This window comes from Exiguobacterium sp. s75, from assembly GCF_018617145.1.
Taxonomy (GTDB): Bacteria; Bacillota; Bacilli; order Exiguobacteriales; family Exiguobacteriaceae; genus Exiguobacterium; species Exiguobacterium profundum.
In genome coordinates this window covers 590,940-617,901 of sequence record NZ_JACSJQ010000001.1, presented here as the reverse complement: position 1 = coordinate 617,901, position 26,962 = coordinate 590,940, and the positions used below count along the sequence as shown (strand labels likewise).

Sequence of the window (26,962 nt, the reverse complement as noted above, 5' to 3'; positions counted from 1 at the left end):
CTGTTGATGCTTTATGGCGTTAAAAACGTGAGGGCTCGCTCTCGAATCCGTATCGTCAAGTGATCGGTTTCGAAATGTTCACCATCGATATCAATGATTTGAGGTTCGTTTAACTCGACTTCAACATGTGAAGCCTGAAAGTGATTCCACTCCGCCGATTTTTGATCAAGACCGAGTTGCTGGGCTAACAATTGACGAATCATCGGAAATCCGATTGCCGAGCTGTGTACCACTTCTAACAGCCCGTCGGAAAACGATTGTGTCTCAAGTTTGGTCGGGACCGTACCGAGATAACTCCCGTTCCCAACATAGAGAAAACTAACGTCACCGTCATATATTACTTCACTGCCCCGCCGAAGCGTGATGTTGAATGGGTCCGCTTCACGGAACTGACGGATGGTCGCTAAAAAATATCCGATTGAGCCTAATGATTCTTTTTCATCCGGATCGATTTGACGAGATGTATCCGCGATCAAACCGACGCCTACGAAATTGAGCGCATACATCTCATCGACTTGAATGACATCGACATATTGTTCGTGAGAGGAACGAATGATTTGAGCAGCCTGTGTCGGTTGAATTGGCAGTTCAAGCGCTCGTGCGAAGTCATTACATGTTCCTGCTGGAATGATGCCGACTGTCGGCCGTTCCTCGCGCTGTAAGGTCATTAACCCATTCACTACTTCGTTTAGCGTACCGTCCCCGCCAATGACAATCAGATGGTCGAACGATTCACTTGTTTCGGCTAATCGGAGCGCGTCCCCGATTTCCTGTGTCTTTTTGATGATGATTTCTTCATAGAGCGATTCAATCGTTCCGATGACTTCGCCGAGCATCGTCTCGCTCGTACCGGACTTCGGATTCGAAATAATCAAAGCTCTCATAGTAATCCTTCCTGTTCTAAGAAGTCTTTCGCTACATCGTACGCGCGTTCATTTCCGTACGCGACCCGTCGATTCAATTCAGACATTTGTTCGTCTGTGATTTTACCTGCGAGCTGATTGAGCGCATCCTCGATTTCTGGATACTCTTCAAGTGTCTCTTCCTTCATGAGTGGCGCTCCCTGGTATGGTGGGAAGAATTGACGATCGTCTTCTAAGACGACCAGGTCGTTCTCGGCAATATCAGGGTCCGTCGCATAGGCGTCTACTAAATTGACATCTCCTCGTGAGATGGCACGATAACGCAGTTTTTGCTCCATCGAGACGACAGATGGGAAATCAAGCCCATACTCGTTTTGAAGTCCTGGGTATCCGTCTTCACGGTCCGTGAATTCAAGCGTGAAACCGGCCTTGATGTCCGACTCGACATTCCGTAAATCAGAAATGGCCGTAATGCCTTCCGCCTCTGCATAATCACGTGGAATCGCGAGTGCATACGTATTGTTAAATTTCATCGGTTCGAGCATCACATATCCATCTTCAGCAAGCGCTTCTCTTGCTTGCTCGTACACTTCACCGGCATCGTTTGACTCAGGCGTTTCTTTGACGAGACTCGCGAGTGCGGTCCCAGTGAATTCAGGGTAAATATCGACATCCCCTGATTGGAGGGCCCCCCATACGAATGTTGTTTCCCCAAAGTTCGGTTTCACCGATACGGTCAAATCCGTTTCTTCTTCAATCAATAATTTATACATATTCATTAAAATCTCTGGCTCAGGACCAAGTTTTCCGGCAACGACTAAGTCTGTTTCTTGCGAACGACCGAACGCGAGCGGTGTGACGATGACCAAGGCGAGGACAGTAGAAACAGCAATCAATTTCGCCTTGTTTCGAGTCGCCGTCGCACCTTCCATCTGACGCAACAAGAAGTCAAATAAGAGTGCCAAAATCGCGGCCGGGATGGCCCCGAGTAAAATTAAGTAATTGTCATTCCGATTAATCCCGAGCAAAATCAGCGTACCGAGTCCACCTGCTCCGACTAAAGCAGCGAGCGTCGCCGTACCGACAATCAGAACCATCGCGGTCCGTATACCAGCCATGATGACCGGTAAAGCAAGCGGGAGTTCAACTTTCATCAAACTTTGATTCGGCTTCATCCCACAAGCTCGAGCGGCTTCAAGCAACGATTTATCCACTTCGTTTAAACCGGTGAACGTGTTTCGTAAAATAGGTAGGAGCGCATATAAGACAAGCGCAATAATGGCAGGTAATGCCCCGATTCCAACGAGCGGAATCATTAATCCGAGTAAGGCAAGCGACGGAATCGTTTGAATAATCGCAGTGACACCAATGGCGGTTTCGGCGATTTTCTTACGGCGCGTCAGCCAGATTCCCAATGGTACGGCAATCAATACGGCAATCAAAAGCGATACGACAGAGAGCTGTAAGTGCTCAATCAGTGCCTCGACAAGCTGTCCTTGTCTATTTTGGAACGTCTCAAGCATCTAGCTCACCTCTTCCGCGTTGTGTAAATTCTAAGACGAATGGGTCTTCACTCGCCAATATCTCTTCAGGCGTACCGATCAACATGAGTTCCCCGTCACGCATCAACGCGATGCGATCACCAAGCTTCATCGCTTCTTGCATGTCGTGTGTGACAAATAAAATGGTTTTCCCGAGCTCATCATTTAATCGTTTAATGTCATCTTGCAATTGACCACGGCTGATCGGATCAAGCGCAGAAAAGGGTTCGTCCATAAGGATGACGTCAGGGTCTGCAGCTAAGGCACGCAATACGCCGACGCGTTGCTGTTGTCCTCCTGATAATTCTGCTGGCTTCTTCGAGCGAAGTTTCGGGTCCAGTCCGGCGATTTTCATTAATTCGGTCACTCGCTCTTTTGTTCGGTCTTTTTTCCACTTTAATAATTCCGGTACGACAGAAATATTTTCTTCCACAGTTAAGTGAGGGAATAATGCAATCTGTTGGAGTACATAACCGATATTACGGCGTAGTTCAAAAATATCGAATTGATAGATTTCTTTTCCATCGATTAAAATTTTCCCATCCGTATGATCGATTAATCGATTCACCATTTTCATCGTCGTGGTCTTGCCACAACCTGAAGGACCGATCAATACAAATATTTCTCCTTTTTCTACAGTTAAATTCAAGTCTTTGACGGCTAACGTCCCGTCTTCATAACGTTTTGATACATCACGAAACTCAATCAACCTGATCCCTCCTCAACTATTTCCAAAATGGAAATTCAAATAGTATTTTGCCCGTTTCTCTACTTTGTTAAACAAAAAAAGGCTCTCCTAATTGGAGAACCTGATTTTTAGTATAGCGTTACTTCAATATGTCGACGCCCCCATTGGATCGCGTCCTGTTTTGAATCGACTAATAAATCGACGATATGACCTTTGATTCGGCCACCTGTATCAAGGGCGATCGCATCACCGACACCTTGAATATGGACTTTAGAGCCTAATGGGATGATGGCTGGGTCGACTGCGATAATTCGCATCCCGTTATAATAAATCGAGTCGGTCACATCATGACCCGTGGCCGTTAATACACGACCGCCGTATGCCTTATTATCTGCAACATCATTTGAATAAGCCGTCGATTCGACTGTAATAACCTTTATAGATGTAGATACCGGTGTCGCACTGACTGTTTGCGTAGCTGAAGTCGACGTTTTTGCAGCTGTTGCCTGTTCCGCTGCTTTTCGCTCCTCTTCCGCTTTTCGTTCTGCTTCAAGTTTCGCAAGTCTTGCTTTCTCGGCTTCTTCTTTTGCTTTCTCTTCTGCAAGACGTTCTGCTTCGATCCGCTTCTCTTCTGCGATACGTTTTTCTTCAGCAAGTTTCTTTTGGCGGGCGATTTCTTTTTGTCGTTCTTCTTCAATTGCTTGTCGTTCTAGTTCAAGCGGGTTTTGTACAATTTTTTGTTCTGTCCCGATTCCGATCTGAGCAGCATCTGCCTGATCCATGAATGTGAACAGCCCCATCATCGTAGCTCCAATGACGATTATATATTTTAATAATTTCATCGTAGTAGGGTCATCACCTTTCTCGTTATGTAACGAACAGATGTTAATTTACCACGACAAGTCCCGTCAAAGTAGTGATTTTATCGAAGTGAAACATTCCTGACATATGGCAAAAAAAGTGGTTACAGATTGTAACAATTGAAAAAAACGTTGGTATTCCTTATGTTCACAAAAAAATTACAGATTCGTTACAATCAATCGTGTAACAAACCTGTAATCTTCCTGTCATGATTAAATCTTATTCATTTGACTCAATTTCATACATTCTGAGCATCCCCCACGGTGCGACATCAACTTGAACCGTGAACGATTGCTTTCCTTTTATAGCATCCATCTCATCTTGAGACACACGATACGAACCCATTTCTTCTATATAAAGAAGTCGATCATAATAGTTTGCCCGAATGCCACCAAAAAACGGTTTCGACTCAATTCGATCGATGACTGCATAACCCTCTTCCCCTTCTTTAAAGGAAACATATACCGTTCCGGTTTCGACATCTTGTCGTCCTTTGAAGGCATCATATTCGAGATAGATGGAATCTCCAAAATAAGGGTCATAAGGCTCGAACGAAGACCCTTTAAATGTGTACGTCTCCCCGACCCACGATATGGCATAGACAAGAATCACAAAGACGATGGCAATCAAGACTTGAGCAACCGGGATCACCCAAACAGAAAACCGTTTCATGTCGTCACATCCCCTCTCGTTCGATTACGCCACCATAATGCGAGTGACAACGCAAAGACAATTAACGCACCAATCAAGAAGAAGAGTGAGATATCGAGCCGGTCCCATACGTAGATGAAGTAAATTGTCATTTGAACGATTAAGAAATAGATGAAGGCGAATATTGTCGGTTGTCGTGTCACGTCTTGGCGAATCAAGTATGCAAGTGCAATCACCTCGATGATGATTGCCAGTAAAACTCCTGAATCCTCAAACAGTGCAAATGGGATGACTGCAAGGAAACTTACCCAGAGTAGGTCGTTTCGTCTGTGAATCAAATAGACGGCAACGAGTGCCACCGACAAGAGTGTCGCTTCAATGACGGAAGGCGGTCTTTGGGAGAGCCAACTTTCTGTCACGTTAATTAAATAACCAATTGATAGAACGGCCGCAGTGAACAGATACGTTGCTTGCCATGCGGCTTGTTTTCGATAGAATAAGAGCAATGCATGCAAGATGACGAGTGACCAAAGCGGCCACAGTCTTCCCTCATAATCGATATACTGGCCGAAAATATTGAGAAGGCCATAAAAGGTTAGCCATGCGAACGTGCGGTCCAACGATTCATCGACGAAATGGAACCATACCCATGTCACGATTAGTGCAATCCCAATCAAAATCAGCCCGATGCTTTCGAAACTATTGGTGATGGCTAAAAATGCAGCGATTGCGGTGATCATGGAGAATATGACGTGCTCATACAAGATGCGATGAAGTACTGCCATCGCAAAGATAATCCAGAACAATAGAGTCAATTGGCCAGACAGATTATACGTCGTGAAGATGACCGCCATGGTCGCGATAAAGAAAACGAACCCTAGTACACGTAACAGCGTGACATATCTTGGTGTTTTCAAGCGAACCCGCTCGGCAAAGACATAGAATCCAACCATAAAAAGAAGAAACAAACCGATTTTCAAAAGGTCGGGAATCGCTTGCCAGTTGGCTGCGACGAAACTGAATAGGCTAAGAGCCAACAAAATGGATCCGACAATGACCAAAACGGGCGGCTTGTGGTCATGTTGCTCACTAGCCGCCCGTCGTTTATGTTCATAGTCGACTAGTCTTAACCCCGTCGCTTCATCCAATAAACCCGCCTCTTGCCATTCACGTACTTTTTTGTCAATGGACACCTGAATCATCCCTTTCAGAAAAAGGTCAGCTGGCGCGTTCAATCAATTCCAATTCTGATTTTAGTAAAACTTGTTTCTCGAACTCGAGTCCGAGCTGTTGAAACTCTTCCATGATCGAGACGTCACCGATCACAGTATTGGTCAGTACGGCGGTCACTTCAGCGACCCATCCTTCACGAGTTGACTTCACGATATCACCTACGAGGAATTCTTCAGACACACCCATTCACTTCCAATCTAAATTTGTTTCTATCATTATAACGAAATTATAACCGTTTGAATACGTTTTCTTTTATCCGTTTAATAAATTGTGTCAAGAATTTTCCAGTAAGTCCCCAAATGATGTAGTCTTCATGTTCATAAAAAGGTTCTTTCATTTTAATTACCCGTTTTTTGTACGCTTTAGCATTCGCCAATCGATCAAGTGGAATATTTTGATCCGGACTCATCGTCCATTCCATCTCTCCGTGGAATGGATCAATCATGAGTAATGTGGAAATCGGTACGGTAAACAAATGATCGACCTCATCCGTCCCTTCTACACTTGGTACTTCCGATAGGATTCCGACAAACGGATAAATCAATTGACGATGAGGCGTAGCAAGCGGTCGCAATTTGCCTACGACTTCTACTTTATCTGCAGAAATCTCTAACTCTTCGCATGTTTCCCGGATTGCCGCTTCTACGGGTGTTTCTCCTTTTTCAAGGCGTCCCCCTGGAAATGAGATCTCCCCAGGTTGCTGCCGCATCGTGTGGGCGCGTACCTCAAACACGACGTGCCATTCCTGATTGATTTGAACGAGTGGGATTAACACTGCCGCTGTCTGTTCATAATCTTCATCCATTGTAAAACTATCTCGAATCTGTTCTTCTGTGATCCATGGCTGCACAATGCTCACTCACCTTCCATCATCGAATATCATATATCGTTCTATACCCTACTTTTCGTTTAGTCGCTGCCAATGTCGGAAATATCATTATTAATGATAGGAGTTGATCAGCGTGGACGAACAAGTAGATGTATTGATTGTCGGTGCCGGACCAACCGGCCTGACGCTCGGACTCACCTTAGCCAGATATGGCGTATCTTTTCAAATCATTGATCGTAAGACGACCCCGTCGGACAATTCACGAGCTATCGGGATTCAGCCGCGGACCATCGAAGTGTTTTCTCGTTTAGATGTTGCGCAAGAAGTGCTTGAGCGTGCCCGAACAATCGAGCGGGGGAATCTATATTTTTCGGGACAGTGGACAGCAAAGCTTGAGTTCTCCAAACTCGTGACCCCTTATCCGTTCGTGACGTTGTTACGTCAAAATGAAACCGAAGAGATTTTGGAACGCGCCCTACGAAAACATGGACATGTTGTGAAGCGTGGGGAAACCTTGTCATCCATTACCCAATATCCATCCCGTACCATCGCACATTTGACCGCGACTGATGGGATGACTCGTGCCGTTGAAGCGAAATATGTTGTCGCCGCCGATGGAGCAAACAGCTCGGTTCGTCGGATGCTCGCCCTTCCGTTTAGCGGTAAATCATTTAAAGAGGCTTGGGTGTTAGCCGATTTGAAGGCGGATTGGCCGATATCCCGGGAAGAGGTTCATATCTTTTTTTCGGATCGAGGAGTGCTTGAAGTCTTCCCGCTCACGGATGAAACAATTCGTATCACGGGAAACTTGAGAACGGATGAATCATTCCAAGAATCGGACCTTCAAGAATTGGTGGAACAACGCAGTCATATGCCGGTCCATATTCTCGACGTTGAGTGGTTCTCCTTATTCCGCGTGCATAATCGCATGGTCGATACGTTCATTCACAACCGCATCATTCTCATGGGGGATGCGGCACATATTAACTCCCCGGTCGGCGGACAAGGGATGAACACCGGGATAGCGGATGCCTTCAACTTAGGTTGGAAACTGTGGTTACATCTCAAAACTGGCGCTCCCCATCACGTCGTGTCCACCTATCGGGACGAGCGCGAACATGTTGCCCGCAACGTGCTACAGACGACGAATATCGCAACGGAGATGTTGCAGACGACCCTCCCGATGCTCTTGCCGTTCCAAGCAATCGGTGCGGATGTCTTCACTCGCGTCAATCTCGTCAACCAAAAGATTACCGAACGGATCTCTCAGCTCCATTTATCGTATCCGAATGCGCTTCGGTCACCGTTTCGTCGCGTCGCGGAAGGAAAGATTTTTCCGGAGACTGAGATTTTACGAACGGATGACGGGTTTCGGATAAAAATATCCGAAATTGCAGACGGACGGTTTCAAGTGCTCGTATTTGACGACGGGAAACGTGATTTGACGTCCATTTATGACTATTTGAACAAGAACCAGCCGTTCATTCAAACGATTACCTTATCTAAGACGAGTCGCCCGTTTTTCGATCAAGGAAACGAACTAGCCAAATCTCTCTATATGAAACGTGGCATATTAGTCATTCGTCCAGACGGTTATTTGTTGCATAAGCAACATCACGTTCGCTTAAAGCCATTACAGGACAAGTTGGCCGTCTGGCTACCTTCTTCTTGAACGTGTATAAATGGAGAGCCTCACCGAAGGGGTGAAGCTCTCCATGTCATGACTATTCAACGTTTACATATAGAATACCTGGTTTCGAGAGCGTCAAATCGTAAAACGCCTCAAACGCCTCGATATCTTCTAATTTTCGGAAATCGATTTGATCTGTCTCTTCATTCGGAATGGCCACGATGATACCTTCCTCTGTCGATTTGATCATGCCCGTTTGTCCGTTATGAATTCGGATATAGAGTACTTGCTGATTTTCTAGGAGTGAGATCGCCTCTCGTCTCGATTGAATCGGTTTTTTCATTTCATCCCCTCTTTTCCATTTCAGTATACCGTTCGCTCCATATTGCTTTCAACTCGCCACACCATTAAACTTGTGTAAAGAAGGGGTTGAAGGCATTGGAAACATTATTGATCATCGCACTCGCCATTTTGTTTGTCATTTTGGTCTCGATTCGGACAATTCGCAACTTAAAGTGGGTTCGTTTCGGTGAAGCATTCGGGAAACAAGGTGAAGAAATTCTAGGTGATTATCATTATTTGACCGAGCAGGGCATCACCTGTCGTGTGGAACAAGGACTACCGACCGGTAAACTATTAAAGCCGCTCGCAAAAAACTTGGACGATCGCGTTGCACTGTTCGTTCACCGAGATGATGCGGCAAAAGCAAGAGAACTTTTAAAATAAGATGAAGGCCGAATACAATCATTCGGCCTTCATCTTATTTATGTACTTGTCGCTCAGAACAATAATAAGCGATTTGTTTGACGAGCGGCTCTGTCAACGTCTCAAGGTTCTTTTTATTGATCACTTGATCCACTAGAGCGAATGAATCTCCACAATTCGCCTTAATTCGTTCTAACTTCAATCGTTCCGTTTCCGGGAAAATTAAAAACGAATAGACGGGAATTGCTTGATTACACTCTTTTTTTAATCGTGACCGCACCTGTTTGGTCATCCGTTCTAATTCCGTGACAGGATGAGGATAAACCTGTTTCCACCCCATCGAGGTCTCGGTTCGACATTCACGGTTCGTCATATGGACGGGGGCTGGAGTTCGATTTAATTGAATCAAGAATACGCCTTTAGGTCCGACGAGCACGTAATGAACGAGATCATCCCCTAATTTGACTTGTTCAATCATCATCCAATCAAATCGGCATGTTTGTCTGATGTTTTCGACGAGACGATCTGTATAGCAGGTTGGTGCTTTCATCACTTCTTCTTTCACACGAAACAGCTTTTTTGTCTGTTGTTTGACTGGTTGTTTCTCCGTGGCCGTTAACACTTGCAACATGGACTCCACCCCCTATTCGTTATTCGCTTGGACCGACTTGCTTTCCAAAGACCGCTTTTTCAAGATTTGAAATTCGGCGTAACATGTCATAATTTGAAGCAACCGGCTGTGCTGGTTTAGCCGGTTCCGATACAGGCGCAGGTTCCCGTCGCAACGAGTCGTTTTCTTTTTGAAGACGCTCGATTTCTTTCGCCATTTTTTCATAATCGCGAATGACGACATCTAAAAATTGATCGACTTCTTCTTGTGAATAACCACGTAACGCGGTCTTGAATTCTTGTTTATAAATCGCTTCTGCTGTTAATTCCGTTTGCATCATATCACTCCCATTGTTGTTCCCATTGTTTTTCTTCTTCAATGACTCGTAAGTCTTCTTGTGTGATCAAGAAAACTTCCATGTTCGGCTTTCGCCGAGCCCCATCGACTAGAAACCGGGGACTTCCTTCCGTTTCTTCGTCATACAAGGTGATCAATCCTTCTGCTTTATCTAAAAAGAACGCTGTTTTTGCCCGTAGCTGACTCGGGTCTTCGTATGGACGCTGTGTCAGCGGCTCAAAAAAGTCTGCCTCGAGTTGCAGTTGCACAAATAGTTCTTGTTCGAATGGTTTATAGCGCTCATCCATGTTTAAGAACGGCGGAAATACGGCGATTTTAATCGGATATGTTTCTCTTAACTCTAACAATACTTGTCCGGCCCACAATTCACAACCATTCGTTCCACTAAATATGAACCATTCAGCACCTAATTCGATGACTTCAAGTATCTTTTTCCGGTAAGCTTCTTGAATGATTTCAATACCCGGATGATCCGCTTTGAAGATACCGAGTTCATGAGGACGATATCCTGTGACGGCTACTACTTTCATGTTCGCTTCCTTTCTAGGCGAGCACGGCGATGTTCTAACGCTTCTTTCTCGCGTTGCATCGTTTGACGTAACACCGTCCGCTTTTGATCAAGAATCTCTAACGCTCGCTCCGTGTAATCCATCGCTAAAGCCACGTCCTTTAGTTTATGCTCTGCATATTTGGCAAGTTCGACGTACCCTTCAATCGTATGAATCGATTCAAACAGCGGAATGGCCTCCTCGAATCGTCCAGCTCGTTTTAATAACATCGCTTGCCGCATGATGGCACGCTTCGATGGACTCGGGAGTTGCTCAAACTCCCTCAGCGCTTGATCTTGTTCGCCAAGGTCATGTAGCCAGTGGGCACGTTCCTCTCCGAAATCAGTTACCGGGGTCGTGACAAGCTGACTGAGACGCGTATACAACGAGACGAGGCTTAAACAGTCCGCATGATGGTGCTCAAGGACCGGCAGCAATATTTCTGGATTCCGCTCTTTGACGTATTGAAAATAGTGCATCGGTGCCAAGAAGCCAGGAAGGTCATCCCTTCGTTCATGACCAAAGTATGCTTCGACCGCTTTTAATGATACTGATTCTAGCCTCGGTTTTAACAATCGTCTTGCAGCGTGAAGTAAATCGACATGACCCACTGAAGGTAATTGTTTCACCCGTGATTTGACGAACGTGTGTCTCGTCTTGATTTGAGGCCAATCAAATGACTTCCCGTTATAGGTGACGAATCGTACCTCATCTCCGATGTCTTGCAAGAAATGATAGTAAAAGGCGGTTTCAAACGCCGGATGAGGTAACACGTATTGAATCATTTCAAGTTGTTCCGCACGAATCCGTGCAAACCCGATTAAAAAAATCGACGTTCCAGACCCACGTAAACCGGTCGTCTCCGTATCCATGAACAGGACTTGGTCGGGGTCTAAGTCGACGGCGAAAAACGGATGCTCGGTTCGAGCCATCATCTGTCCTGCTTCTCCAAACTCGAAGTCGTGATACACCTCATCAAGGGGATATGTCTTCCGGATCCGGACGCACCATTCCCCCTCAAACGTTAAAATCTCGCCCCCATGATCCTTCCACTTTTGTTGCTCCACTTCGTCAGGGGTCGCAACACTAGCTTTTGGGGCAGGTTCGTTCGTTTTGATTAATCTAGATAGTTTAGCTTTCATATCGTTCCTTTCAATCCTTGCAACTGGCGAATGACTTGCTGCTTGAAGTCACCGTATCCAACCATGCCGACACAACGGGGACATCCGCTCTCACACGGACAGTCGGATACCGTCCGTTCTGCCGCTTCAAGCACCATGTCTGCATCTTTATAGAGTGCCTCACTGAGACCGATGCCTCCTGGATACCGGTCGTACAAATAAACGGTCGGCTTACTCGTATGCGTTGACTTCATCTGAATCGTAGTGAATAAATCGAGCGTGTCACACATGAGATAAAGTGGCGCAAGTCGCCTCATCAAATCGCTGACCGCTTCAAGTTGATCTTCGAGGTCCGCCTCCGAATAGGCGAATCGCTCATCTAACGTGAACCATGTCGCTGTCGTATGCAACTCTCGCTCCGGTAGATGAATCGGACCCGACCCTATGTTCTCATGCGTCCCGAATTTTATTTTCTTAAACAAGGTGGCCATCGCGATGACCGATACCTCACCAAACGTCTTCGCTCCGTCTGACTTGTTCTCTTCGAGTACTTTCAGTTCAACTGCTAAATTCGCATCCGTATAGTAGTCAACGTCAACCCGGCGGACATACGCTTTCTTCTCCTCAAAATCGAGTTTTTCGACTTGGTACTGTTCGGCTCCATGCAAATAAATCGCTTCATCATGTAACAACGTCATGGCACTGAACGTGTCCATTTCACCGATAACTTGATGCTTCGCCGTCTGATCGACGATGACGACATTCTCTTGATCACTCGTCCGAAGCGAGATGTCATGGGCCGGGAACGAATCCGTCATCCAATAGTACCTATCGGCCCGTTCATGCAAGACGTGAGCATCCGTCAAAAACTCTAATATATCTTCCGTGTCGACTGTTCCGAACCGCTCTCCCTTTTGAAACGGCAACTCAAAAGCGGCACATTTGATGTGGTCTACTAGAATAATCAAGTTATTCGGGTCAAGCCGGGCCGCTTCCGGTGAACGATCTAAAATCATGTCCGGCTGTTCGACGACGAGTTGGTCGAGTGATGACGAGGATGCGACAAATATAACGAGTGATTCTGAATGGCGCCGTCCGGCACGACCTGCCTGCTGCCATAACGAAGCGACCGTTCCAGGATACCCATTTAAGACACACGCTTGCAGTTGGCCAATATCGACACCGAGCTCCAACGCGTTTGTTGAGACGACCGCCTTGATTTCCCCGTCCCGTAACCGTCGTTCGATTTCTCTACGTTCAGATGGAAGATAGCCGCCACGGTAACCGACAATAGACTTTGGTCCGAGCTCCCGCCGTGTTAGTTCCTGCAAATAGGTCAATAGCACCTCGACACGTACGCGCGACCGCGCAAATACAATCGTTTGTATGTTCGCTTCCACGAGCCTCGAGGCGATTCGTTTCGTCTCGAGCGTTGCGCTACGACGAATTCCGAGTGCTTCGTTGACGACAGGCGGGTTGTAGAAGACAAGATGTTTCTTCCCTTGAGGTGCCCCGTTCCGATCGATTAAAACGACTTCTTCTTCCGTCAATAGCTCGGCAAGTTCAAGCGGATTCGCGATGGTCGCCGATGTCATGATCCATTTCGGGTGACTACCATAGTAGGCGCAGATTCGTTTTAAACGTCGAAACACGTTCGCCACGTGACTGCCAAACACGCCGCGATACGTATGGAGTTCGTCGACGACGATGTATTCTAAGTTCTCAAATAGACGAATCCATTTCGTATGATGAGGTAAGATGCCGGAATGTAACATATCCGGATTCGTGATGACGATATTTCCCGCATCCCGGACTTTTGTTCGTGCCGCAGGTGAAGTGTCGCCATCATACGTGAAGCACCGCAAATTCCCTTCAAGGGCTTCGACCATCTCCATCAAGTCACTGTTTTGATCTTGCGCGAGTGCTTTTGTCGGGTAAAGATAAAGCGCACGTGCTGTAGGTTTTTCAATCATCTTGGATAGAACGGGTAAGTTATAACACAGTGTTTTTCCTGATGCCGTCGGTGTTACGATGACCGTCGAATGGCCATCCGCCGTTTGTTTCACAGCCTCGGCTTGATGCGTATACAGCTGTTCAATTCCACGATTCTTAAGTACATTCACCAATTGTTCAGGCACCTGCTCTGGAATTGGGGCATATTGGGCCGGACGTGCATCGACCGTGTGCCAATGACGTACGTGGTTTGAAAAACCAGGATCGTCTTTTAGTTGTTTGATCATTTCTTCGACAGAGCGAGATTTTCGCATCCAGTCACCTTCTTTCATTACGCATTCGAAGGTGCAAGATCCGCTACGACTTGTCGGATTTGATGAATCCGTTCATCTCGTACCACTCTCGATACGGCGGGCATCTGAAAGATGGCCATCTCGTTAAATGTAGCAGCGACATGCTCATTCTCTTCTTCGAGGCGGAGGAGCGCATCTGAAAACAGACGTTGCGTCGACCGTCCGAACAAGACGATGGTATGTAGTTTCGTACATTTTGAATGAACCGCTAAAAGATGTTTGACGTAGCGTTGCACCGTTTTATAATAATCTTCGTTTGTTGAGCTGAGTTGACGGTTGCCACGAAGAAGTTCCGGATAATAGGATTCTTCGCCCGTGAACATGGTCTCGACTCCGATTCGTTTCAAGTAAGCATGTCCGATCGCTTCGGCGACGGTTTGGTCCTGGATGAGACGCCCAAACGGTATGGACTCTTTTAAGAGCACATGTGAAAGCTTTAACCCGAGATGTCCACCGAGAGGCACGCCGAAATCATCGTCTTGCAGTCGATCTATGACAAGTAATACTTTCATCTTGCGTTTTAAAGAGAGTTGAACCATGTGTCACCATCCTGTTCCCTTTCTTTTTATTATAGCAAAGTCAAACGAAAAACAGGGCGCACAATGTCGCCCTGCTTTCCTTAGTTATTCCCATTGTTTGAATTGCTGTTTCCACGATTTGTTTCAGACGATTCACCATTGGATTGTCCCTCTAACGGAGTTCCTGAATCATCTCCGTCAGTTGGTTCGTCTGTTCCTTCGCCAGAACCTTCATCCGTCGCCGGTTCATCAGGAGTTTGTTCGTCGGTGGTATCTTCGCCGTTTCCGTTTCCGTTACCATTTCCGTTTTCATTCCCGTTCCCGTTATTTTCGTCTGATGGTTCATCTTCGGAATTTCCCTCGTCAGAAGGGTTTTCCTCTTCTTCCTTTGGCTCTTCTTTCGGTTCGATTGAGTAGCTCGCTTGCGCCGGTGCCGATTGCTGCTCACCCGTCAACGGGTTCGTTGCATTCGCGACAATGGTAAACGTTGTGTCGCCTTCGGCCAAGTTTGCAATATTTACACTCGTCTCCCCGGTCGTTCCGACGACTTGCTCACTTCCGTCAGCTGACTTCTGTGTCACTGTGAACGTGACATCCGTATAGCCATCTGCTTGTGCACCATCGAAATCGTATGACCATGAAACAGAACCGGTTTGGGCTTCTTCGTCATAGTTGACACTTGCCCCAGTCGGAGCAACCAATTTCTCAGGTTGAAGATCTTTTGGTTTTGTCCCTTTTACATAGAGTTCATTGCCAAGTGATAAGACTGAGTCCGGACGTTGGAATCGATCCGGTTGACCTGAAACATTCGCTGCCTCTAGCATCATATAGTCAAAATAGTATTGGGCATAGTCAGGTTTAAACAGTGCTTCAGTCTCTTCATTTGATACGGATTTACCTGTCCAAACAGAAATTGAATAATCTGTTGAATACCCTGTGAACCATTTATCTTTCGGAATGACTCGTTCAGAACCTTTTACTTCTTCATTCGTTGTCCCTGTTTTCCCTGCGACATCGAAAGAGAATGGGTCAGGTACATATGTTCCGTCAGAGGCACTTACGACATCACGTAGCATATCTGTCAACATGTATGCCGTGTAGTCTTCCATCGCCTGTTTCGCTTTGACTGGCGAGTTGATGCTCGAACCGTCATTGAACTCAATCTTTTGAATCAAATGCGGTTTCGTATACATCCCATTTGTACCGAGCGCCGCATAGGCTGCTGCCATTTGCGTCGTACTCGCCTCTGCTGTACCAAGCGTGTTTGATTCAAGTAATTCATCACCAGCATATACCGGTTCGATTCCAACATTCTTCACAAACGATTCAATCGCCTCTTGACCGTACTCATCCCGAACTTCTTGGAAGGCACGAACTGCTGGCGTGTTCGCTGAAATCTTCAAATATTGACGCATCGTATTTGGTCCACGGAAACCTTGATAATAGTTATTCGGTTTAAATTTCCCTTCAAGTTGTGCATCAAGCAATACTTTTCCGGTCGACCATTGTCCGTTCTCAATTCCCGGACCGTAGTCGAAGAACGGCTTCGCTGTTGATCCAATTTGATACTTCTCGTTTGAATAGTCACGGTACGTCGTATCACCTTGTTTTGCTTGCTGACTATCAACAATCGCGACAATCTCGCCCGTCTTCGTATTCAGTACGGTCGCACCCATTCGGAGCTGTTCCGGGAAATTATCTACCATCGTACCGGTACTATTCGATTTGATTTCACTATTGATTTTCGTGTGCAATTCTTTATTGATTGACGTATATACTTTTAGACCTGTTCCGTAAATGTCTGACTGTTCAAGTCCGAAATCTTCTTCTAATTCATTGAGTACGCGTGAATAAATCGCACGTGTGAACGCTTCTTCTTCCGTCTCTTCACCAGGTGAGATGACGTCAGCAATGGCGACATCAAGTGCCTCATTGTACTGTTCCTCAGAAATATGTCCGTCACGTTTCATCGCAGACAGGACTTGCTCTTGACGGTAGCGGGTCAACTCCTGATCACCATTGATTGGATCATAGGCACTTGGACGTTGTGGGAGACCGGCAAGAATCGCGGCCTCTTGATAATTGACCTCAGAGACCGGCTTGTTGAAGTAACGTTTCGATGCAGTTTGCACACCATATCCACCACTACCGTAATAGTTTTTGTTCAAGTACATCTCTAAAATCTGTTCTTTCGTATACTCACGCTCGAGTTTGAGTGCGAGCCATTGTTCTTGCAGCTTACGTTTCAACTTCTTATCTGTCGAAAGGAATGACTGCTTGACCAATTGTTGCGTGATGGTCGATCCACCTTCCGCACCGAAACCGTCTGTCAAGTTGGCAACGACGGCTCCGCCGATTCGACGTAAGTCAATCCCATTATGCTCATAGAAACGACGGTCTTCGATTGACACGACCGCTTGTTGCATCACTTCAGAAATGTCGTCGATTGAGACATACTCGCGAATCTGACCTGCCCCTTCGAGCGGTTCTCCTTCAGCCGAAATCAACTGAATCGGGTACGTATCGACAAGCTTTTCTTCATCTAGCTCTGGTGCCGTCGCAATGGCATATACCGTATAGGCGCCGAATGCGATTACCGCAGCAATAAATAACATGAAGCCTAATAAAAAGATGCGTTTCCACATCGGTTTCTTACTTTTCGTCTTTGGTTGTTTCCCAGTTTTTTTGCGTTTATTCGTCGTCGAATCTTGTCGACGTGCGACCCTACTTCGCTCCATTCATGGTTCACTCCTTCTATTCAATCGAGCCATTGATCGAGCACCGTCAAATAATCAATCGACGGTAAGGCTCTCGTCGGAACTTCAATCGCTTCCTTTTCGATAAAGCTGAGCGGAATCGATTTTCGCCCCGTTAATCGTTGTTCCCACCACCGAACAAGTTGCTCGGTGGTCAATACATATTGCGTATTATAGCGACTAAAGCGGATGATGACAAAACAAATCCCTCCATGACGTTCACACTCACGCATGTGGGCGATTTGGTGGTCATGAAAATTGCCGAGTGGAAACGACGTCTTATTATTCGTTTCTTTCGCTTCAAAGTCAATGTACCTGCCACGATAAACACCGTTGTAATCGGTCGTAGATGCCTGTTTGAAATAGGCTTCCGTTACTTTGGCGGCACTTCGCTTCGGGTAGTCGACTTTGACGATTTGGAGAGGGGTTGGTTTTTTGTGGATGACGGCTCGTTGATGAATCCGATAAAATTCATTCGTTTCATTTAACAGCGTCTCCAAGTTCATTCCGCGATTCGCATAGGTTTGAGAATTCGATGATTGCTTCGAAATTCCTTCCCCCTTTGTTGTCTTTGTCACGTTTGCCTTTTTACCGTTTGGATAATGGAACAATGTCGTCACCCCATACATACATATTAACAGGTCGGTCCACTCGTTCCTTCCGTCTCAGGTCTGATTGTCGACTTCTGTCGGTCGACACTTGTGTGGATTTACCGCAACACATATCGTACCAAACTCCCGTATGTTAAACTAGTATGTAAGCGATTGTGTATCCAAATTGAAAAGCTCTCGTTATGTATATCCCGATTGTTTTTCTATGATAATAGCACCTTTAGTGTTTATCCAAGATGACACACCGATAAACCTAATTGATGTCATTCTCGAAAAAAATGTGCAATACCTGTGCAATAGATTGACCAAATCACCATTTGGAAATAAAATAGGATGCTTAAAGACGTTACTGTTAATCCGTTTTGGAGGGATTGGATGGAAAGTGGAAAGAAGTATGTCATGTTCGTCGACGAGACAGGTACGCCGAAGGGGAACACGCAATTTAACTTGACGGGCGTGCTGATGGAATATAAGTATTCAATCGATGCAGACGAAACTGGACTACCGTGTGAATTGAAACGACGTCTTCAGGCGTTCAAACGAGATGTGTTCAAAACGGAGCATATCCCACTTCATTTAAAAGAAATTTTAAAAGCGGAACATCCTTACGGAAAAGAAGATGGGATCACGATTGATATGTTGCGCGACTTTTGGGATAAGCTCCCTGAATTTTTACGAGGAATCGACTGTACGATCGTCAGTGTCGAGGTCGATAAACAGAAGCTCCATGACTTTTATTCGACGCCCAAAGATCCGTATGTCGTTGCGTTCGCTCACTTGATGAAGTCATTCTATGCGTTTTTAGAAGAAACAGAGGCAGTGAGTGCCCGGGTCGTCCTGGAATCCCGAGACGATTATCAGAACTTACTGATTCAAAAAGCATTCTTCGATATTTTCAATTCAGGTACCGTTCATTTAGACGTTGAAAAGAGCCGTCAAAAAATCAAAGGCTTCATCTTCTCTGAGAAGCAGAACACGATGTATCAATCTGGATTAGAAATCGCCGACCTCGTCTGTTTGCCACTTTCTCGCGTTCGTCGTGGCGTGATTGAAGTGAAACCACGGTTCGTCCATTATGGGGACGAGAACCGAATCTTTAAAGCCATTAAGGACAAAATTTACATCCGTAAAGAAAGTCCGGACCAAGATTTCCGAAACTGGGGCTTCAAGAAAGTGCCGATCACGAAAAAACGTCGCGAATGGAGCGACCATCCTTGGAATCATTAAGCAAAAACGCATCGACACCTTTCGTGTCGATGCGTTTTTATGTGGTGACTTGCTGTGACTTCATTCGTTTCTTTCCTTCTCGGCACATATGCAACAGTGGGCATGCCGCACAGCCCGGACGTTGTGCCTTACAATGATATCGTCCGAAGAAGATGAATTGATGATGAAGTTGTGACCATTCCTCGCGCGGAAACTTTTTCATTAATGTGTCCTCGACTTGGCGGACATTGTCTTTCCAGCGACAAATACCGAGACGTTTGGATACTCGTTCCACATGCGTGTCAACCGCAAACGCCGGTTCATGGAATGCAACAGAGAGAACGACATTGGCTGTCTTACGACCGACTCCAGGGAGCGCCTCCAACGATGCTCGGTCAGAAGGGACAATTCCACCATGCTCGTTCACAATTTTTTCTGAGAGTGCTTTTACATTCTTCGCTTTGTTACGGTACAGACCAATCCGTTTAATCAATGCCTCAATTTCAGACACGTCAGCCGCTGCCATCGCCTCGACAGTCGGAAACGCTTCAAACAAACCCGGTGTCACCTTGTTGACGAGTGCGTCCGTCGCTTGTGCGGAAAGCGCGACGGCGACGACCAATTCGAATGGATTTTGATGCGTCAACTCGCAATGAGCATCCGGGAACATCTGCTTCATCGTATCTGACACTTCCTGTAATTGTGCTCTCGTCAACATCACTTATTCCTCCGTTGATATTCCACGACATCCTCGAGCGATTCGACATGATGATCTTGCCAAACACGCAGGATTTTGTCCATGTATTTGAAGTTTCGCACGTTTCGAAGTTTCGCTTCCCGAAGCGCGGCCATGATGAGTTCCTCGCTAAAGCCATCTTCCGTCATCCAGCCGACGATTTGTTCAATCTCGAACGGGGTGATCGTTCCGAATTCCCGCTCAAACGTATGAATGATATTCTCATTCAGTGTCTGCTGGGGCACAACTTTCTCTTCCCCTTGTAACGCTTCGAAAAGTGGCAATAGGCTATATCGCTCACCATCACTTGAAGCGTCAATGGCGATCAACTCTTTTTGCAATAGACCGAGGAGTACTGATCGCGCCTCATTTTCCGAAACATTCAAACGTTTCCCTAACTCGCTCGGGAGCGGCATGACGATGCCCTCCCCAGTCATTTCAAGAAGATGAACGATCAGACTGAACTCGACGGGTGACAAGTCGAGGCGTCTCGCATCGGTGAACAGCTTTCGTGGAATGACGACCGGACTTTGTTCGAATAATTGAATCAATTGATGTGCATCCATGTCGCACTTCCTTTCTAAGACACATCAATCGGGGAGGACATGACGTCTTCCCCGATTAATCGTTAAGGGTGAATTCGGTTTAATAAACGTGGGAACGGAATCGCTTCACGGATGTGCTCGATTCCACTGATCCATGCGACTGTACGCTCGAGGCCAAGTCCGAAACCAGAGTGTGGGACCGAACCGTATTGACGAAGTTCAAGGTACCAATCATACGCATCCGTTTCGTCGAGACCTTCTTTGATGATTTCTTCTTTTAGACGATCGTAGTCGTCCTCACGTTGAGATCCCCCGATGATTTCACCATATCCTTCTGGAGCAATCAAGTCCGCACACAGAACGAGTTCTGGATTCTCAGGGTCTACTTTCATATAGAACGGTTTGATTTCTTTTGGCCAGTGCGTGATGAATACCGGCTGATCATGTGCGTTGGCAATCGCCGTCTCGTGCGGTGCACCGAAATCATCACCGTATTCGATGTCGTCGAATCCTTCTGCCTTCAAGAACTTGATGGCATCCTCGTAACGAACGCGTGGGAACGGCGCTTGTACTTGTGCCAATTTCTCAAGGTCACGTCCGAGAAGTTCCAATTCATTTTTACAGTTCGCAAGTGCCGACTGTGCAATGTATGAGACGTACTGCTCTTGAATCTCGAGGTTCGTGTCATGATCGACAAATGCCATCTCCGGCTCAATCATCCAGAACTCAATCAAGTGACGACGTGTTTTTGATTTTTCCGCACGGAACGTCGGACCGAACGAGAATACTTTTCCGAGGGCCATCGCCGCGGCTTCCATGTACAACTGACCCGTCTGTGAAAGGTAGGCTGACTGACCGAAATAGTCTGTCTCGAACAATTCTGTCGTCCCTTCCGGTGCACTGCTCGTAAGGATTGGCGGATCGATTTTGACGAATCCTTCTTTGTTGAAGAATTCATATGTCGCACGGATGATTTCGTTACGAACTTTCATAATCGCGTGTTGGCGACGTGAACGGAGCCATAAGTGACGGTTGTCCATCAAGAATTCCGTTCCGTGTTCTTTCGGTGTGATTGGATAATCAACCGATTCCGCAATCACTTCTAAATCTGTCACTTCCAATTCAAATCCGAGTGGTGTACGTCCACCATCAGATTTGACATTCCCTGTGACCCAAACCGACGTTTCTTGCGTGATCCCTTTTGCAAGTGTAAATAACTCTTCCGCCACATCAGCTTTTACAACGACCGCTTGAGCAAAACCGCTCCCGTCACGTAATTGAAGGAAAGCAATCTTTCCACTTGAACGTTTGTTGGCAATCCACGCCCCTACACGGACAGATTGGCCTTCATAGTCTTTAAATTGGTTAATCGAAATAGTTGTCATGTTCATTTCCATCCTTTCGCTTATCGAGCGCGCTTCGTAACGAAGTCTTCCACTCGATCGAGCGCTTCTAATACGCGTTTTAATTCAGTTGCATAGGATAATCGTACGTAATCGTCTTGTCCGAAGCCAGAACCAGGCACGAGTGCCACATTTGCTTCTTCAAGAACAGCTTCACACCAAGCATCGACAGTGTCATAGCCACTCTCTGTGGCCGCGACCTTCGCGTTGGCATATAAGTAAAATGCACCTTGCGGCTTCAAACACGTGATGCCAGGAATTTTGACGAGACGGTCGTAGACGATTTCAAGTCGTTCCTCGAACGATTGACGCATCATTTCCACATCTTCTTGTGGTCCATTGTATGCCTCTACCGCAGCCGCTTGTGCAACAGATGTCGGGTTGGATGTCGAGTGTGAGGCCAAGTTCGTCATCGCCCCGATGATTTTTGCGTCCCCAACGGCATATCCGATTCGCCAACCTGTCATCGCGTGAGATTTCGAGACACCATTGATAATGATGGTGCGTTCACGCATATTCGGAAGGGTCGCAATCGATACGAACGACGCATCACCGTAAATCAATTTTTCATAAATCTCATCACTGACGACGAGAAGATTGTGGCGAAGAACGACATCGGCGAGTGCCTGTAGCTCTTCTTTCGTATAAATCATTCCCGTCGGATTGGATGGGCTGTTCAAGATGACGGCCTTCGTACGAGCAGTGATCGCACTCTCGAGTTGCGTTGGCGTCAATTTAAATGACGTCTCTTCATTCGTGTCGACCAAGACAGGTTCCCCGTCCGCCAATTTGATTTGTTCCGGGTAACTGACCCAGTATGGGGCTGGGACAATCACTTCGTCCCCTTCATCTAGAATAGCTTGGAACAAAGCGTAAAGGGCATGTTTCGCACCTGAAGCCACCATCACCTCGTTGCGTTCGAACGACAATCCACTATCGCGTTTCGTCTTTTCAATGATGGCATCTTTCAACGCGACTGTCCCACCAGATGGCGTGTATTTTGTGTCTCCATCTCGAGCGGCTTGACAAGCAGCATCGATGATTCGTTCTGGTGTGTTGAAATCAGGTTCACCCGCGCCGAGACCAATGACATCTTTGCCTGAAGCTTTCAGTGCCTTCGCCTTAGCTGTGATCGCCAAGGTAGTCGATGGCGTGAGTTGTTTTACACGTTTCGCTAATAGATGTTCCATCATAATCCCCCTCTAATTCATTACATTTGATCGGTCAATTGGACCCGTCGAATAAATTCTCCGGTCTGAAGCGTATAGTACGAATACGTATAAGACGCATCCGCTTTCGTGACCACTTCGATGAGTGCCCGTTCGTCAAAACCAATCTTACAGCTGACCAGTTGTCCACCTGTCTCCTCAACCGACTTCGAACAGACGTCTGTAGCATCCACTTCACCGATTTCTCGTTGCTCGATCTCCAGCTTTTCATCCAATGGGACAAACCAAATGGACTCCCCGTCTACTTCTGGGAAGACGACATATGCCTCTGTCCCATTGAACAGTTCTCCCTGACCTACTCTCACGTCTGGAGATTCTTCAGCCAATCGTGCCATCGCCGTTTCGACGAGCTTTTCTTTTTGATTCTCTGTATGACCGATGGTGAATCGATACATCACGCTAAAGACAAGGACGACACCAATCAGTGCCGCCAGTAATGAGACGATCCATTTTGCCTTTCTGGTCATTCTGTACGATAGATGGTGAAGACCATCTCTTCCTTCTTCGGATCATTCACTTTCTTCTCAAGTGACAAACCGAACATTAAATCCTGACTCTTTAAGGTCCGATTCAATAAGTCGACAATTTTGTAGACGTCCGCAGTCGGTTCGATGCGCACGCTCGCCAGCGTCTCAATATTCGAGTTCATATTGACTCCTCCTCCAAAACACTATACGTATCATTATAAAACGATAATATCGTGATGCCTAGCGTTATCTGTCATTTCGTGCCACAGACTTTTCCTTCTCGTCTAAGAACAACTCTAACTCGGATAACGACGTTTCAAGCGTTCCTTCAATCCGGTCAACTTTAGGTAAGCTGTTGATGAACTGTTTGCCGTAACGTGTCGTCTCCACACGCCGGTCGAACACGAAGACGGCACCATAATCCCCTTTCGATCGAATCAATCGACCGACACCTTGTTTGAAGCGAATGACCGCTTGGGGCAGGGATAACTCAAAGAACGGTGATTTCCCCATCGCTTCAATTTTCTCAGAACGAGCTTGCATGATCGGCTGGTCGGGCGGTGCGAAGGGAAGTCTTACAATGACAAGGCATGTCAACGCCTCCCCCGGAATATCGACACCTTCCCAAAAGCTAGCTGTTCCAAAGAGAATCGACTGTTCCATCCGTTTGAACTGTTTCGTCAAGCGGCTACGTGAGCCACCGCTCACACCTTGTGCGAGAAGTGTATAAGACGGATCAAGATGGTCTTTGACTTGTTCATAAGTGAGTCGAAGCAATTCGTTCGATGTGAACAAGACGAGCATCCTTCCTTTCGTCACGTTCGCGATTTGGACAATCGACTGGGCCGTCTGATCGACGAACTGAGGGAGCGGCACTTCATTGATCAACGGGAAGTCCGACGGTACAAACAGTTTGGCCTGTTCTTTGAAGTTGAATGGCGACGGTAAGACGACTCTTCGGACCGGTTCTCCTTCTAATCCAAGGCGTCGTTCCATAAAGCTGAACTTCCCTGAGACCGTCATCGTCGCTGATGTTAAGATTGTCGGTCGCTTCTTAAACAGACGTTCATGCAACAGCGGTCCGATTTCGACCGGTTGCGTGTACACCGAGGTTAATTTCCGATTTCCTAAATTCAGTTCGACCCAGCTGACCGCATCATCGTCACGCGTCAGCATCGTCTCATAGATGACACTCTCGAGTTCGCGCACGTCTCCAATCAACGTTTTTAAATCACCGAGAAGGGCGCGCTGTTTGAACGTCATATGTTCTTTACGTTCATCGAGCAGGCGATGGAGATGTCGGAGTGACGTCCGCAACGTCCGCAGTTTGTCCTCGAGTCTATTGGCCACTTCTCGAATTGGTCTAAACGTTGCCCCCTCCCGTTCGAAACGAACCGTTTGTCGAGGTTCTTTTTTCTTACCTAACGATTGAAGGGAAGTCAGAAGATCTTCGAGTTCTTCTTCGACCCGAGCGAGGGCAGAATCAATTTGTTGACTGAATGCCTCCGCCTCTTCGGTTACGGATGTCAAATCGGCTAACTGGATGATGCGAGAATGGAATTTGCCATCCGCTCCGTAGCCGAACCATTTGAAGAGGCGGTCAAATTGAATCGCATCAAATGTCACACCGAAATGATGCGAGGCCACTTCCTCGACTTGATGGGCCTCATCTAATACGAGAGGCGTGTCCGTCGGTAAAATGCCTGCCTGATGCTGTAAATCCGAGAACAGTAAGGCATGATTGGTCACAATCAGGTCCGCTTCTTTCGAGCGCAACACGGCTTTCGTGAAAAAGTCACGGCTATACCATGGGTCGAATCGACCAAAATCACTTGAAGCATCTGCTTGAATCAAACGCTTGAACGAAGCGGGTCCTTGTGTCGCCGAGCCCGGGAATGAGAGTTCCTCTAAATCCCCGGTCTCGGTCTCAGTGAGCCAGACGAGCACCATCGCTTTACACATCGATGCCAAAAGACCATCATTCGATTCGTCGAGCACCATCTCGAACTTGCGTAAATCGATATAATTGCGTCTTCCTTTCAACAACGTGAATTCAATCTCAGGAAAAATCTGACGAAGCACGGGCAAGTCTCGATTTAACAACTGTTCTTGCAATTGAATGGTATGCGTACTAATGACGACCGGGCGTTTCGTCTCGAGGGCATGGTGGGCACTCGGAATCAAGTACGCAAGCGTCTTACCCGTTCCCGTACCCGCCTCGACTAACAATGTTTCCTCATCGTCTAGCGCTTTATAGACGTGACGCATCATTTCGAATTGACTCTGTCTCGGTTCAAACTGATCAAACAGTGAAGGGAGCGTCTCTTCAATCGTCCGCAAAAGGAACGGCTCGAACGGTTCACGTTCTGTCGCCGGAACGAAAGCATCCACCGGTCGTCGTAACGCAATTTTACGATGGATATCAAAACGGGTTTCGTCGTCTGGACGGATCCCGACCTCAAGGATGATCTCATCGAGTAACGGTTCGATATGACTCGTCCATGATTCAGATAACTCTCGAAGTCGTTTCAGGGTCACCATCGGTAAATCGCGCAAACGGTCGAGCATCCGAATGAAGAGCTCTGCCGTCGCCTCTGCATCACTGAGTGCCCGATGTGCGTCTGTATGTACGAGATCAAACGTATCCGATAGCGCTTCTAACGCATGACTCTCTAAAGTCGGATACAGAATACGGGCCAATTCGACTGTATCAATGGCTCTCCCTTGAAACGCAAGGTAACCCGCTTGTTCAAGACTCTCGTTTAAAAAAGTTAAATCAAATGCGACGTTATGCGCGACAAATACCCGTCCATCTAGCATTTTCCAAATGTCGGGAATCACATCTTCAAATGTAGGTGCGTCACTTACATCTTCGTCACTAATCGTTGTCAATTGCGTAATAAAAGGTGGGATTGGTCGACTCGGTCGAATCAAAGTGCTGTAGCGTTCAATCACTTCGCCCTCTTGTACGACGACCGCCGCAAACTCAATCAGTTCATCTCCGGACTTTACGGAATGACCCGTTGTCTCTAAATCCACAATCACATACGTGTCCATAACATCCATCCCATCTTTGGCACGCTCGTGCTTTCTGTCTGTCTCATCTTACCATAGAACGAATAACGAAAAAACGGGGATGCCTCTGCCGACACCCCCGAATCCTTTACAAAATTGTATGAGCAATCTCTTCGTAAAGAAGTTGATCGACCTCATTTTGTTCATTCAACACGGCTACTTTTGGACGATGTGTTTTCGCCTCTTCCGCTGTCATTTGACCGTACGCCATGATGATGACCACATCACCGACCTGGAAATGACGTGCTGCCGCACCGTTCAAACAAATCACGCCTGACCCACGTTCCCCTTTGATGACATACGTCTCGATGCGAGCACCATTATGGTTGTTCGTAATGTGTACATGTTCATTCTCCATGATGCCGACCGCATCCATTAAATCCTCATCGATTGTAATCGAACCGACGTAGTGTAAGTTTGCTTCTGTCACTGTTGCTTTATGAAGCTTTGCGTGCATAAATGTACGAATCATT

At 46.7% G+C, this 26,962-nt stretch carries 27 protein-coding genes and 1 pseudogene; 3 read left to right on the top strand and 25 right to left on the bottom strand.

Features of this window, described 5'->3' with window-relative positions; translation table 11 throughout:
- Positions 1-11: 11 nt before the first annotated feature.
- From KNO68_RS03160 to KNO68_RS03125, 8 genes and pseudogenes are all read right to left on the bottom strand, one after another.
- Positions 12-884 carry a diacylglycerol/lipid kinase family protein gene (locus tag KNO68_RS03160; protein ID WP_214813328.1) on the bottom strand — a complete coding sequence of 291 codons (873 nt, stop codon included), beginning with the start codon at positions 882-884 and terminating at the stop codon, positions 12-14.
- Positions 881-2,386 (bottom strand): ABC transporter permease/substrate-binding protein, encoded by a 1,506-nt coding sequence (locus tag KNO68_RS03155; RefSeq protein WP_214688837.1) that lies wholly within the window; start codon positions 2,384-2,386, stop codon positions 881-883. Before KNO68_RS03155 ends, KNO68_RS03160 begins: the two co-directional genes overlap by 4 nt.
- A gap of 10 nt (positions 2,387-2,396) precedes the next feature.
- A pseudogene (locus tag KNO68_RS03150) lies at positions 2,397-3,113 on the bottom strand (ABC transporter ATP-binding protein); the annotation flags it as partial.
- A 107-nt stretch (positions 3,114-3,220) separates the two neighbouring features.
- The gene (locus KNO68_RS03145) at positions 3,221-3,934 is read right to left on the bottom strand and encodes a 3D domain-containing protein (protein ID WP_251024831.1); all 714 of its coding nucleotides are present in this window, start codon (positions 3,932-3,934) and stop codon (positions 3,221-3,223) included.
- Between the two features lie 238 nt (positions 3,935-4,172).
- The gene (locus KNO68_RS03140; RefSeq protein WP_214734162.1) at positions 4,173-4,625 is read right to left on the bottom strand and encodes a GDYXXLXY domain-containing protein; all 453 of its coding nucleotides are present in this window, start codon (positions 4,623-4,625) and stop codon (positions 4,173-4,175) included.
- The gene (locus tag KNO68_RS03135; RefSeq protein WP_251024830.1) at positions 4,622-5,806 is read right to left on the bottom strand and encodes a DUF2157 domain-containing protein; all 1,185 of its coding nucleotides are present in this window, start codon (positions 5,804-5,806) and stop codon (positions 4,622-4,624) included. Before KNO68_RS03135 ends, KNO68_RS03140 begins: the two co-directional genes overlap by 4 nt.
- A 16-nt stretch (positions 5,807-5,822) precedes the next feature.
- The gene (locus tag KNO68_RS03130) at positions 5,823-6,023 is read right to left on the bottom strand and encodes a DUF2187 family protein (protein WP_012726121.1); all 201 of its coding nucleotides are present in this window, start codon (positions 6,021-6,023) and stop codon (positions 5,823-5,825) included.
- Positions 6,024-6,063: 40 nt separating this feature from the next.
- Entirely contained in the window at positions 6,064-6,687 is a 624-nt protein-coding gene (locus KNO68_RS03125; protein WP_312048959.1) for an NUDIX hydrolase, read from the bottom strand.
- 112 nt (positions 6,688-6,799) lie between these two features.
- Between KNO68_RS03125 and KNO68_RS03120 the strand changes: the two genes are divergently transcribed.
- On the top strand, positions 6,800-8,338 hold the full coding sequence (locus KNO68_RS03120; protein ID WP_215112020.1) for an FAD-dependent monooxygenase: 1,539 nt from the start codon (positions 6,800-6,802) through the stop codon (positions 8,336-8,338).
- A gap of 52 nt (positions 8,339-8,390) precedes the next feature.
- Here KNO68_RS03120 and KNO68_RS03115 read toward each other — a convergent pair whose 3' ends face one another.
- The gene (locus KNO68_RS03115) at positions 8,391-8,639 is read right to left on the bottom strand and encodes a hypothetical protein (protein WP_012726118.1); all 249 of its coding nucleotides are present in this window, start codon (positions 8,637-8,639) and stop codon (positions 8,391-8,393) included.
- A gap of 95 nt (positions 8,640-8,734) precedes the next feature.
- Between KNO68_RS03115 and KNO68_RS03110 the strand changes: the two genes are divergently transcribed.
- Complete coding sequence (locus tag KNO68_RS03110; protein WP_214734159.1) at positions 8,735-9,022, top strand: hypothetical protein; 288 nt, start codon at positions 8,735-8,737, stop codon at positions 9,020-9,022.
- A 34-nt stretch (positions 9,023-9,056) separates the two neighbouring features.
- Here KNO68_RS03110 and KNO68_RS03105 read toward each other — a convergent pair whose 3' ends face one another.
- The 8 genes from KNO68_RS03105 to recU form a co-directional block, all read right to left on the bottom strand.
- The gene (locus KNO68_RS03105) at positions 9,057-9,632 is read right to left on the bottom strand and encodes an NERD domain-containing protein (RefSeq protein ID WP_214684439.1); all 576 of its coding nucleotides are present in this window, start codon (positions 9,630-9,632) and stop codon (positions 9,057-9,059) included.
- A 19-nt stretch (positions 9,633-9,651) separates the two neighbouring features.
- Positions 9,652-9,948, bottom strand: a complete 297-nt coding sequence (gene gpsB / locus KNO68_RS03100; protein WP_012726115.1) for a cell division regulator GpsB — start codon at positions 9,946-9,948, stop codon at positions 9,652-9,654.
- A gap of 4 nt (positions 9,949-9,952) precedes the next feature.
- Positions 9,953-10,498, bottom strand: a complete 546-nt coding sequence (locus KNO68_RS03095) for an SLOG family protein (RefSeq protein WP_047795387.1) — start codon at positions 10,496-10,498, stop codon at positions 9,953-9,955.
- Complete coding sequence (locus KNO68_RS03090) at positions 10,495-11,658, bottom strand: ribonuclease H-like domain-containing protein (RefSeq protein WP_215112019.1); 1,164 nt, start codon at positions 11,656-11,658, stop codon at positions 10,495-10,497. Before KNO68_RS03090 ends, KNO68_RS03095 begins: the two co-directional genes overlap by 4 nt.
- The gene (locus tag KNO68_RS03085; protein WP_215112018.1) at positions 11,655-13,904 is read right to left on the bottom strand and encodes a DEAD/DEAH box helicase; all 2,250 of its coding nucleotides are present in this window, start codon (positions 13,902-13,904) and stop codon (positions 11,655-11,657) included. Before KNO68_RS03085 ends, KNO68_RS03090 begins: the two co-directional genes overlap by 4 nt.
- Before the next feature lie 17 nt (positions 13,905-13,921).
- Complete coding sequence (locus tag KNO68_RS03080; protein WP_015881501.1) at positions 13,922-14,482, bottom strand: hypothetical protein; 561 nt, start codon at positions 14,480-14,482, stop codon at positions 13,922-13,924.
- Between the two features lie 80 nt (positions 14,483-14,562).
- Positions 14,563-17,199 carry a transglycosylase domain-containing protein gene (locus tag KNO68_RS03075; protein ID WP_215112017.1) on the bottom strand — a complete coding sequence of 879 codons (2,637 nt, stop codon included), beginning with the start codon at positions 17,197-17,199 and terminating at the stop codon, positions 14,563-14,565.
- Positions 17,200-17,219: 20 nt separating this feature from the next.
- Positions 17,220-17,846: a Holliday junction resolvase RecU gene (gene recU, locus KNO68_RS03070; RefSeq protein WP_078146759.1), complete on the bottom strand. Its 627-nt coding sequence runs from the start codon at positions 17,844-17,846 to the stop codon at positions 17,220-17,222.
- A gap of 357 nt (positions 17,847-18,203) precedes the next feature.
- Between recU and KNO68_RS03065 the strand changes: the two genes are divergently transcribed.
- Positions 18,204-19,055 (top strand): DUF3800 domain-containing protein, encoded by an 852-nt coding sequence (locus KNO68_RS03065; protein ID WP_035387865.1) that lies wholly within the window; start codon positions 18,204-18,206, stop codon positions 19,053-19,055.
- 37 nt (positions 19,056-19,092) lie between these two features.
- Here the strand turns inward: KNO68_RS03065 and nth are convergent, their stop codons facing one another.
- The 8 genes from nth to panD form a co-directional block, all read right to left on the bottom strand.
- Positions 19,093-19,752: an endonuclease III gene (gene nth / locus KNO68_RS03060; protein WP_214734150.1), complete on the bottom strand. Its 660-nt coding sequence runs from the start codon at positions 19,750-19,752 to the stop codon at positions 19,093-19,095.
- Positions 19,752-20,336, bottom strand: coding sequence for a DnaD domain-containing protein (locus KNO68_RS03055; RefSeq protein ID WP_078146757.1), 585 nt, complete (start codon positions 20,334-20,336; stop codon positions 19,752-19,754). Before KNO68_RS03055 ends, nth begins: the two co-directional genes overlap by 1 nt.
- A 62-nt stretch (positions 20,337-20,398) precedes the next feature.
- On the bottom strand, positions 20,399-21,700 hold the full coding sequence (gene asnS, locus KNO68_RS03050) for an asparagine--tRNA ligase (RefSeq protein WP_145977441.1): 1,302 nt from the start codon (positions 21,698-21,700) through the stop codon (positions 20,399-20,401).
- A 20-nt stretch (positions 21,701-21,720) separates the two neighbouring features.
- Complete coding sequence (locus tag KNO68_RS03045; protein ID WP_015881494.1) at positions 21,721-22,908, bottom strand: pyridoxal phosphate-dependent aminotransferase; 1,188 nt, start codon at positions 22,906-22,908, stop codon at positions 21,721-21,723.
- Positions 22,909-22,928: 20 nt separating this feature from the next.
- Positions 22,929-23,414 carry a hypothetical protein gene (locus tag KNO68_RS03040; RefSeq protein WP_214775766.1) on the bottom strand — a complete coding sequence of 162 codons (486 nt, stop codon included), beginning with the start codon at positions 23,412-23,414 and terminating at the stop codon, positions 22,929-22,931.
- Positions 23,411-23,596 (bottom strand): YpmA family protein, encoded by a 186-nt coding sequence (locus KNO68_RS03035; protein WP_015881492.1) that lies wholly within the window; start codon positions 23,594-23,596, stop codon positions 23,411-23,413. The genes KNO68_RS03040 and KNO68_RS03035 overlap by 4 nt, the downstream gene beginning before the upstream one ends.
- Positions 23,597-23,660: 64 nt before the next feature.
- On the bottom strand, positions 23,661-26,471 hold the full coding sequence (gene dinG, locus KNO68_RS03030; protein WP_015881491.1) for an ATP-dependent DNA helicase DinG: 2,811 nt from the start codon (positions 26,469-26,471) through the stop codon (positions 23,661-23,663).
- 106 nt (positions 26,472-26,577) lie between these two features.
- A complete protein-coding gene (gene panD / locus KNO68_RS03025; RefSeq protein WP_015881490.1) occupies positions 26,578-26,961 on the bottom strand; it encodes an aspartate 1-decarboxylase in 384 nt (127 codons plus the stop codon).
- Position 26,962: the final 1 nt, after the last annotated feature.

Bases quoted from the DNA above. Each gene is read 5' to 3' on its own strand.
- KNO68_RS03160 (WP_214813328.1), bottom strand. From the start codon at position 884: ATGAGAGCTTTGATTATTTCGAATCCGAAGTCCGGTACGAGCGAGACG.
- KNO68_RS03155 (WP_214688837.1), bottom strand. From the start codon at position 2,386: ATGCTTGAGACGTTCCAAAATAGACAAGGACAGCTTGTCGAGGCACTG.
- KNO68_RS03145 (WP_251024831.1), bottom strand. From the start codon at position 3,934: ATGAAATTATTAAAATATATAATCGTCATTGGAGCTACGATGATGGGG.
- KNO68_RS03140 (WP_214734162.1), bottom strand. From the start codon at position 4,625: ATGAAACGGTTTTCTGTTTGGGTGATCCCGGTTGCTCAAGTCTTGATT.
- KNO68_RS03135 (WP_251024830.1), bottom strand. From the start codon at position 5,806: ATGATTCAGGTGTCCATTGACAAAAAAGTACGTGAATGGCAAGAGGCG.
- KNO68_RS03130 (WP_012726121.1), bottom strand. From the start codon at position 6,023: ATGGGTGTGTCTGAAGAATTCCTCGTAGGTGATATCGTGAAGTCAACT.
- KNO68_RS03115 (WP_012726118.1), bottom strand. From the start codon at position 8,639: ATGAAAAAACCGATTCAATCGAGACGAGAGGCGATCTCACTCCTAGAA.
- KNO68_RS03105 (WP_214684439.1), bottom strand. From the start codon at position 9,632: ATGTTGCAAGTGTTAACGGCCACGGAGAAACAACCAGTCAAACAACAG.
- gpsB (WP_012726115.1), bottom strand. From the start codon at position 9,948: ATGCAAACGGAATTAACAGCAGAAGCGATTTATAAACAAGAATTCAAG.
- KNO68_RS03095 (WP_047795387.1), bottom strand. From the start codon at position 10,498: ATGAAAGTAGTAGCCGTCACAGGATATCGTCCTCATGAACTCGGTATC.
- KNO68_RS03090 (WP_215112019.1), bottom strand. From the start codon at position 11,658: ATGAAAGCTAAACTATCTAGATTAATCAAAACGAACGAACCTGCCCCA.
- KNO68_RS03085 (WP_215112018.1), bottom strand. From the start codon at position 13,904: ATGCGAAAATCTCGCTCTGTCGAAGAAATGATCAAACAACTAAAAGAC.
- KNO68_RS03080 (WP_015881501.1), bottom strand. From the start codon at position 14,482: ATGGTTCAACTCTCTTTAAAACGCAAGATGAAAGTATTACTTGTCATA.
- KNO68_RS03075 (WP_215112017.1), bottom strand. From the start codon at position 17,199: ATGGAGCGAAGTAGGGTCGCACGTCGACAAGATTCGACGACGAATAAA.
- recU (WP_078146759.1), bottom strand. From the start codon at position 17,846: ATGTATGGGGTGACGACATTGTTCCATTATCCAAACGGTAAAAAGGCA.
- KNO68_RS03065 (WP_035387865.1), top strand. From the start codon at position 18,204: ATGGAAAGTGGAAAGAAGTATGTCATGTTCGTCGACGAGACAGGTACG.
- nth (WP_214734150.1), bottom strand. From the start codon at position 19,752: ATGTTGACGAGAGCACAATTACAGGAAGTGTCAGATACGATGAAGCAG.
- KNO68_RS03055 (WP_078146757.1), bottom strand. From the start codon at position 20,336: ATGGATGCACATCAATTGATTCAATTATTCGAACAAAGTCCGGTCGTC.
- asnS (WP_145977441.1), bottom strand. From the start codon at position 21,700: ATGACAACTATTTCGATTAACCAATTTAAAGACTATGAAGGCCAATCT.
- KNO68_RS03045 (WP_015881494.1), bottom strand. From the start codon at position 22,908: ATGGAACATCTATTAGCGAAACGTGTAAAACAACTCACGCCATCGACT.
- KNO68_RS03040 (WP_214775766.1), bottom strand. From the start codon at position 23,414: ATGACCAGAAAGGCAAAATGGATCGTCTCATTACTGGCGGCACTGATT.
- KNO68_RS03035 (WP_015881492.1), bottom strand. From the start codon at position 23,596: ATGAACTCGAATATTGAGACGCTGGCGAGCGTGCGCATCGAACCGACT.
- dinG (WP_015881491.1), bottom strand. From the start codon at position 26,471: ATGGACACGTATGTGATTGTGGATTTAGAGACAACGGGTCATTCCGTA.
- panD (WP_015881490.1), bottom strand. From the start codon at position 26,961: ATGATTCGTACATTTATGCACGCAAAGCTTCATAAAGCAACAGTGACA.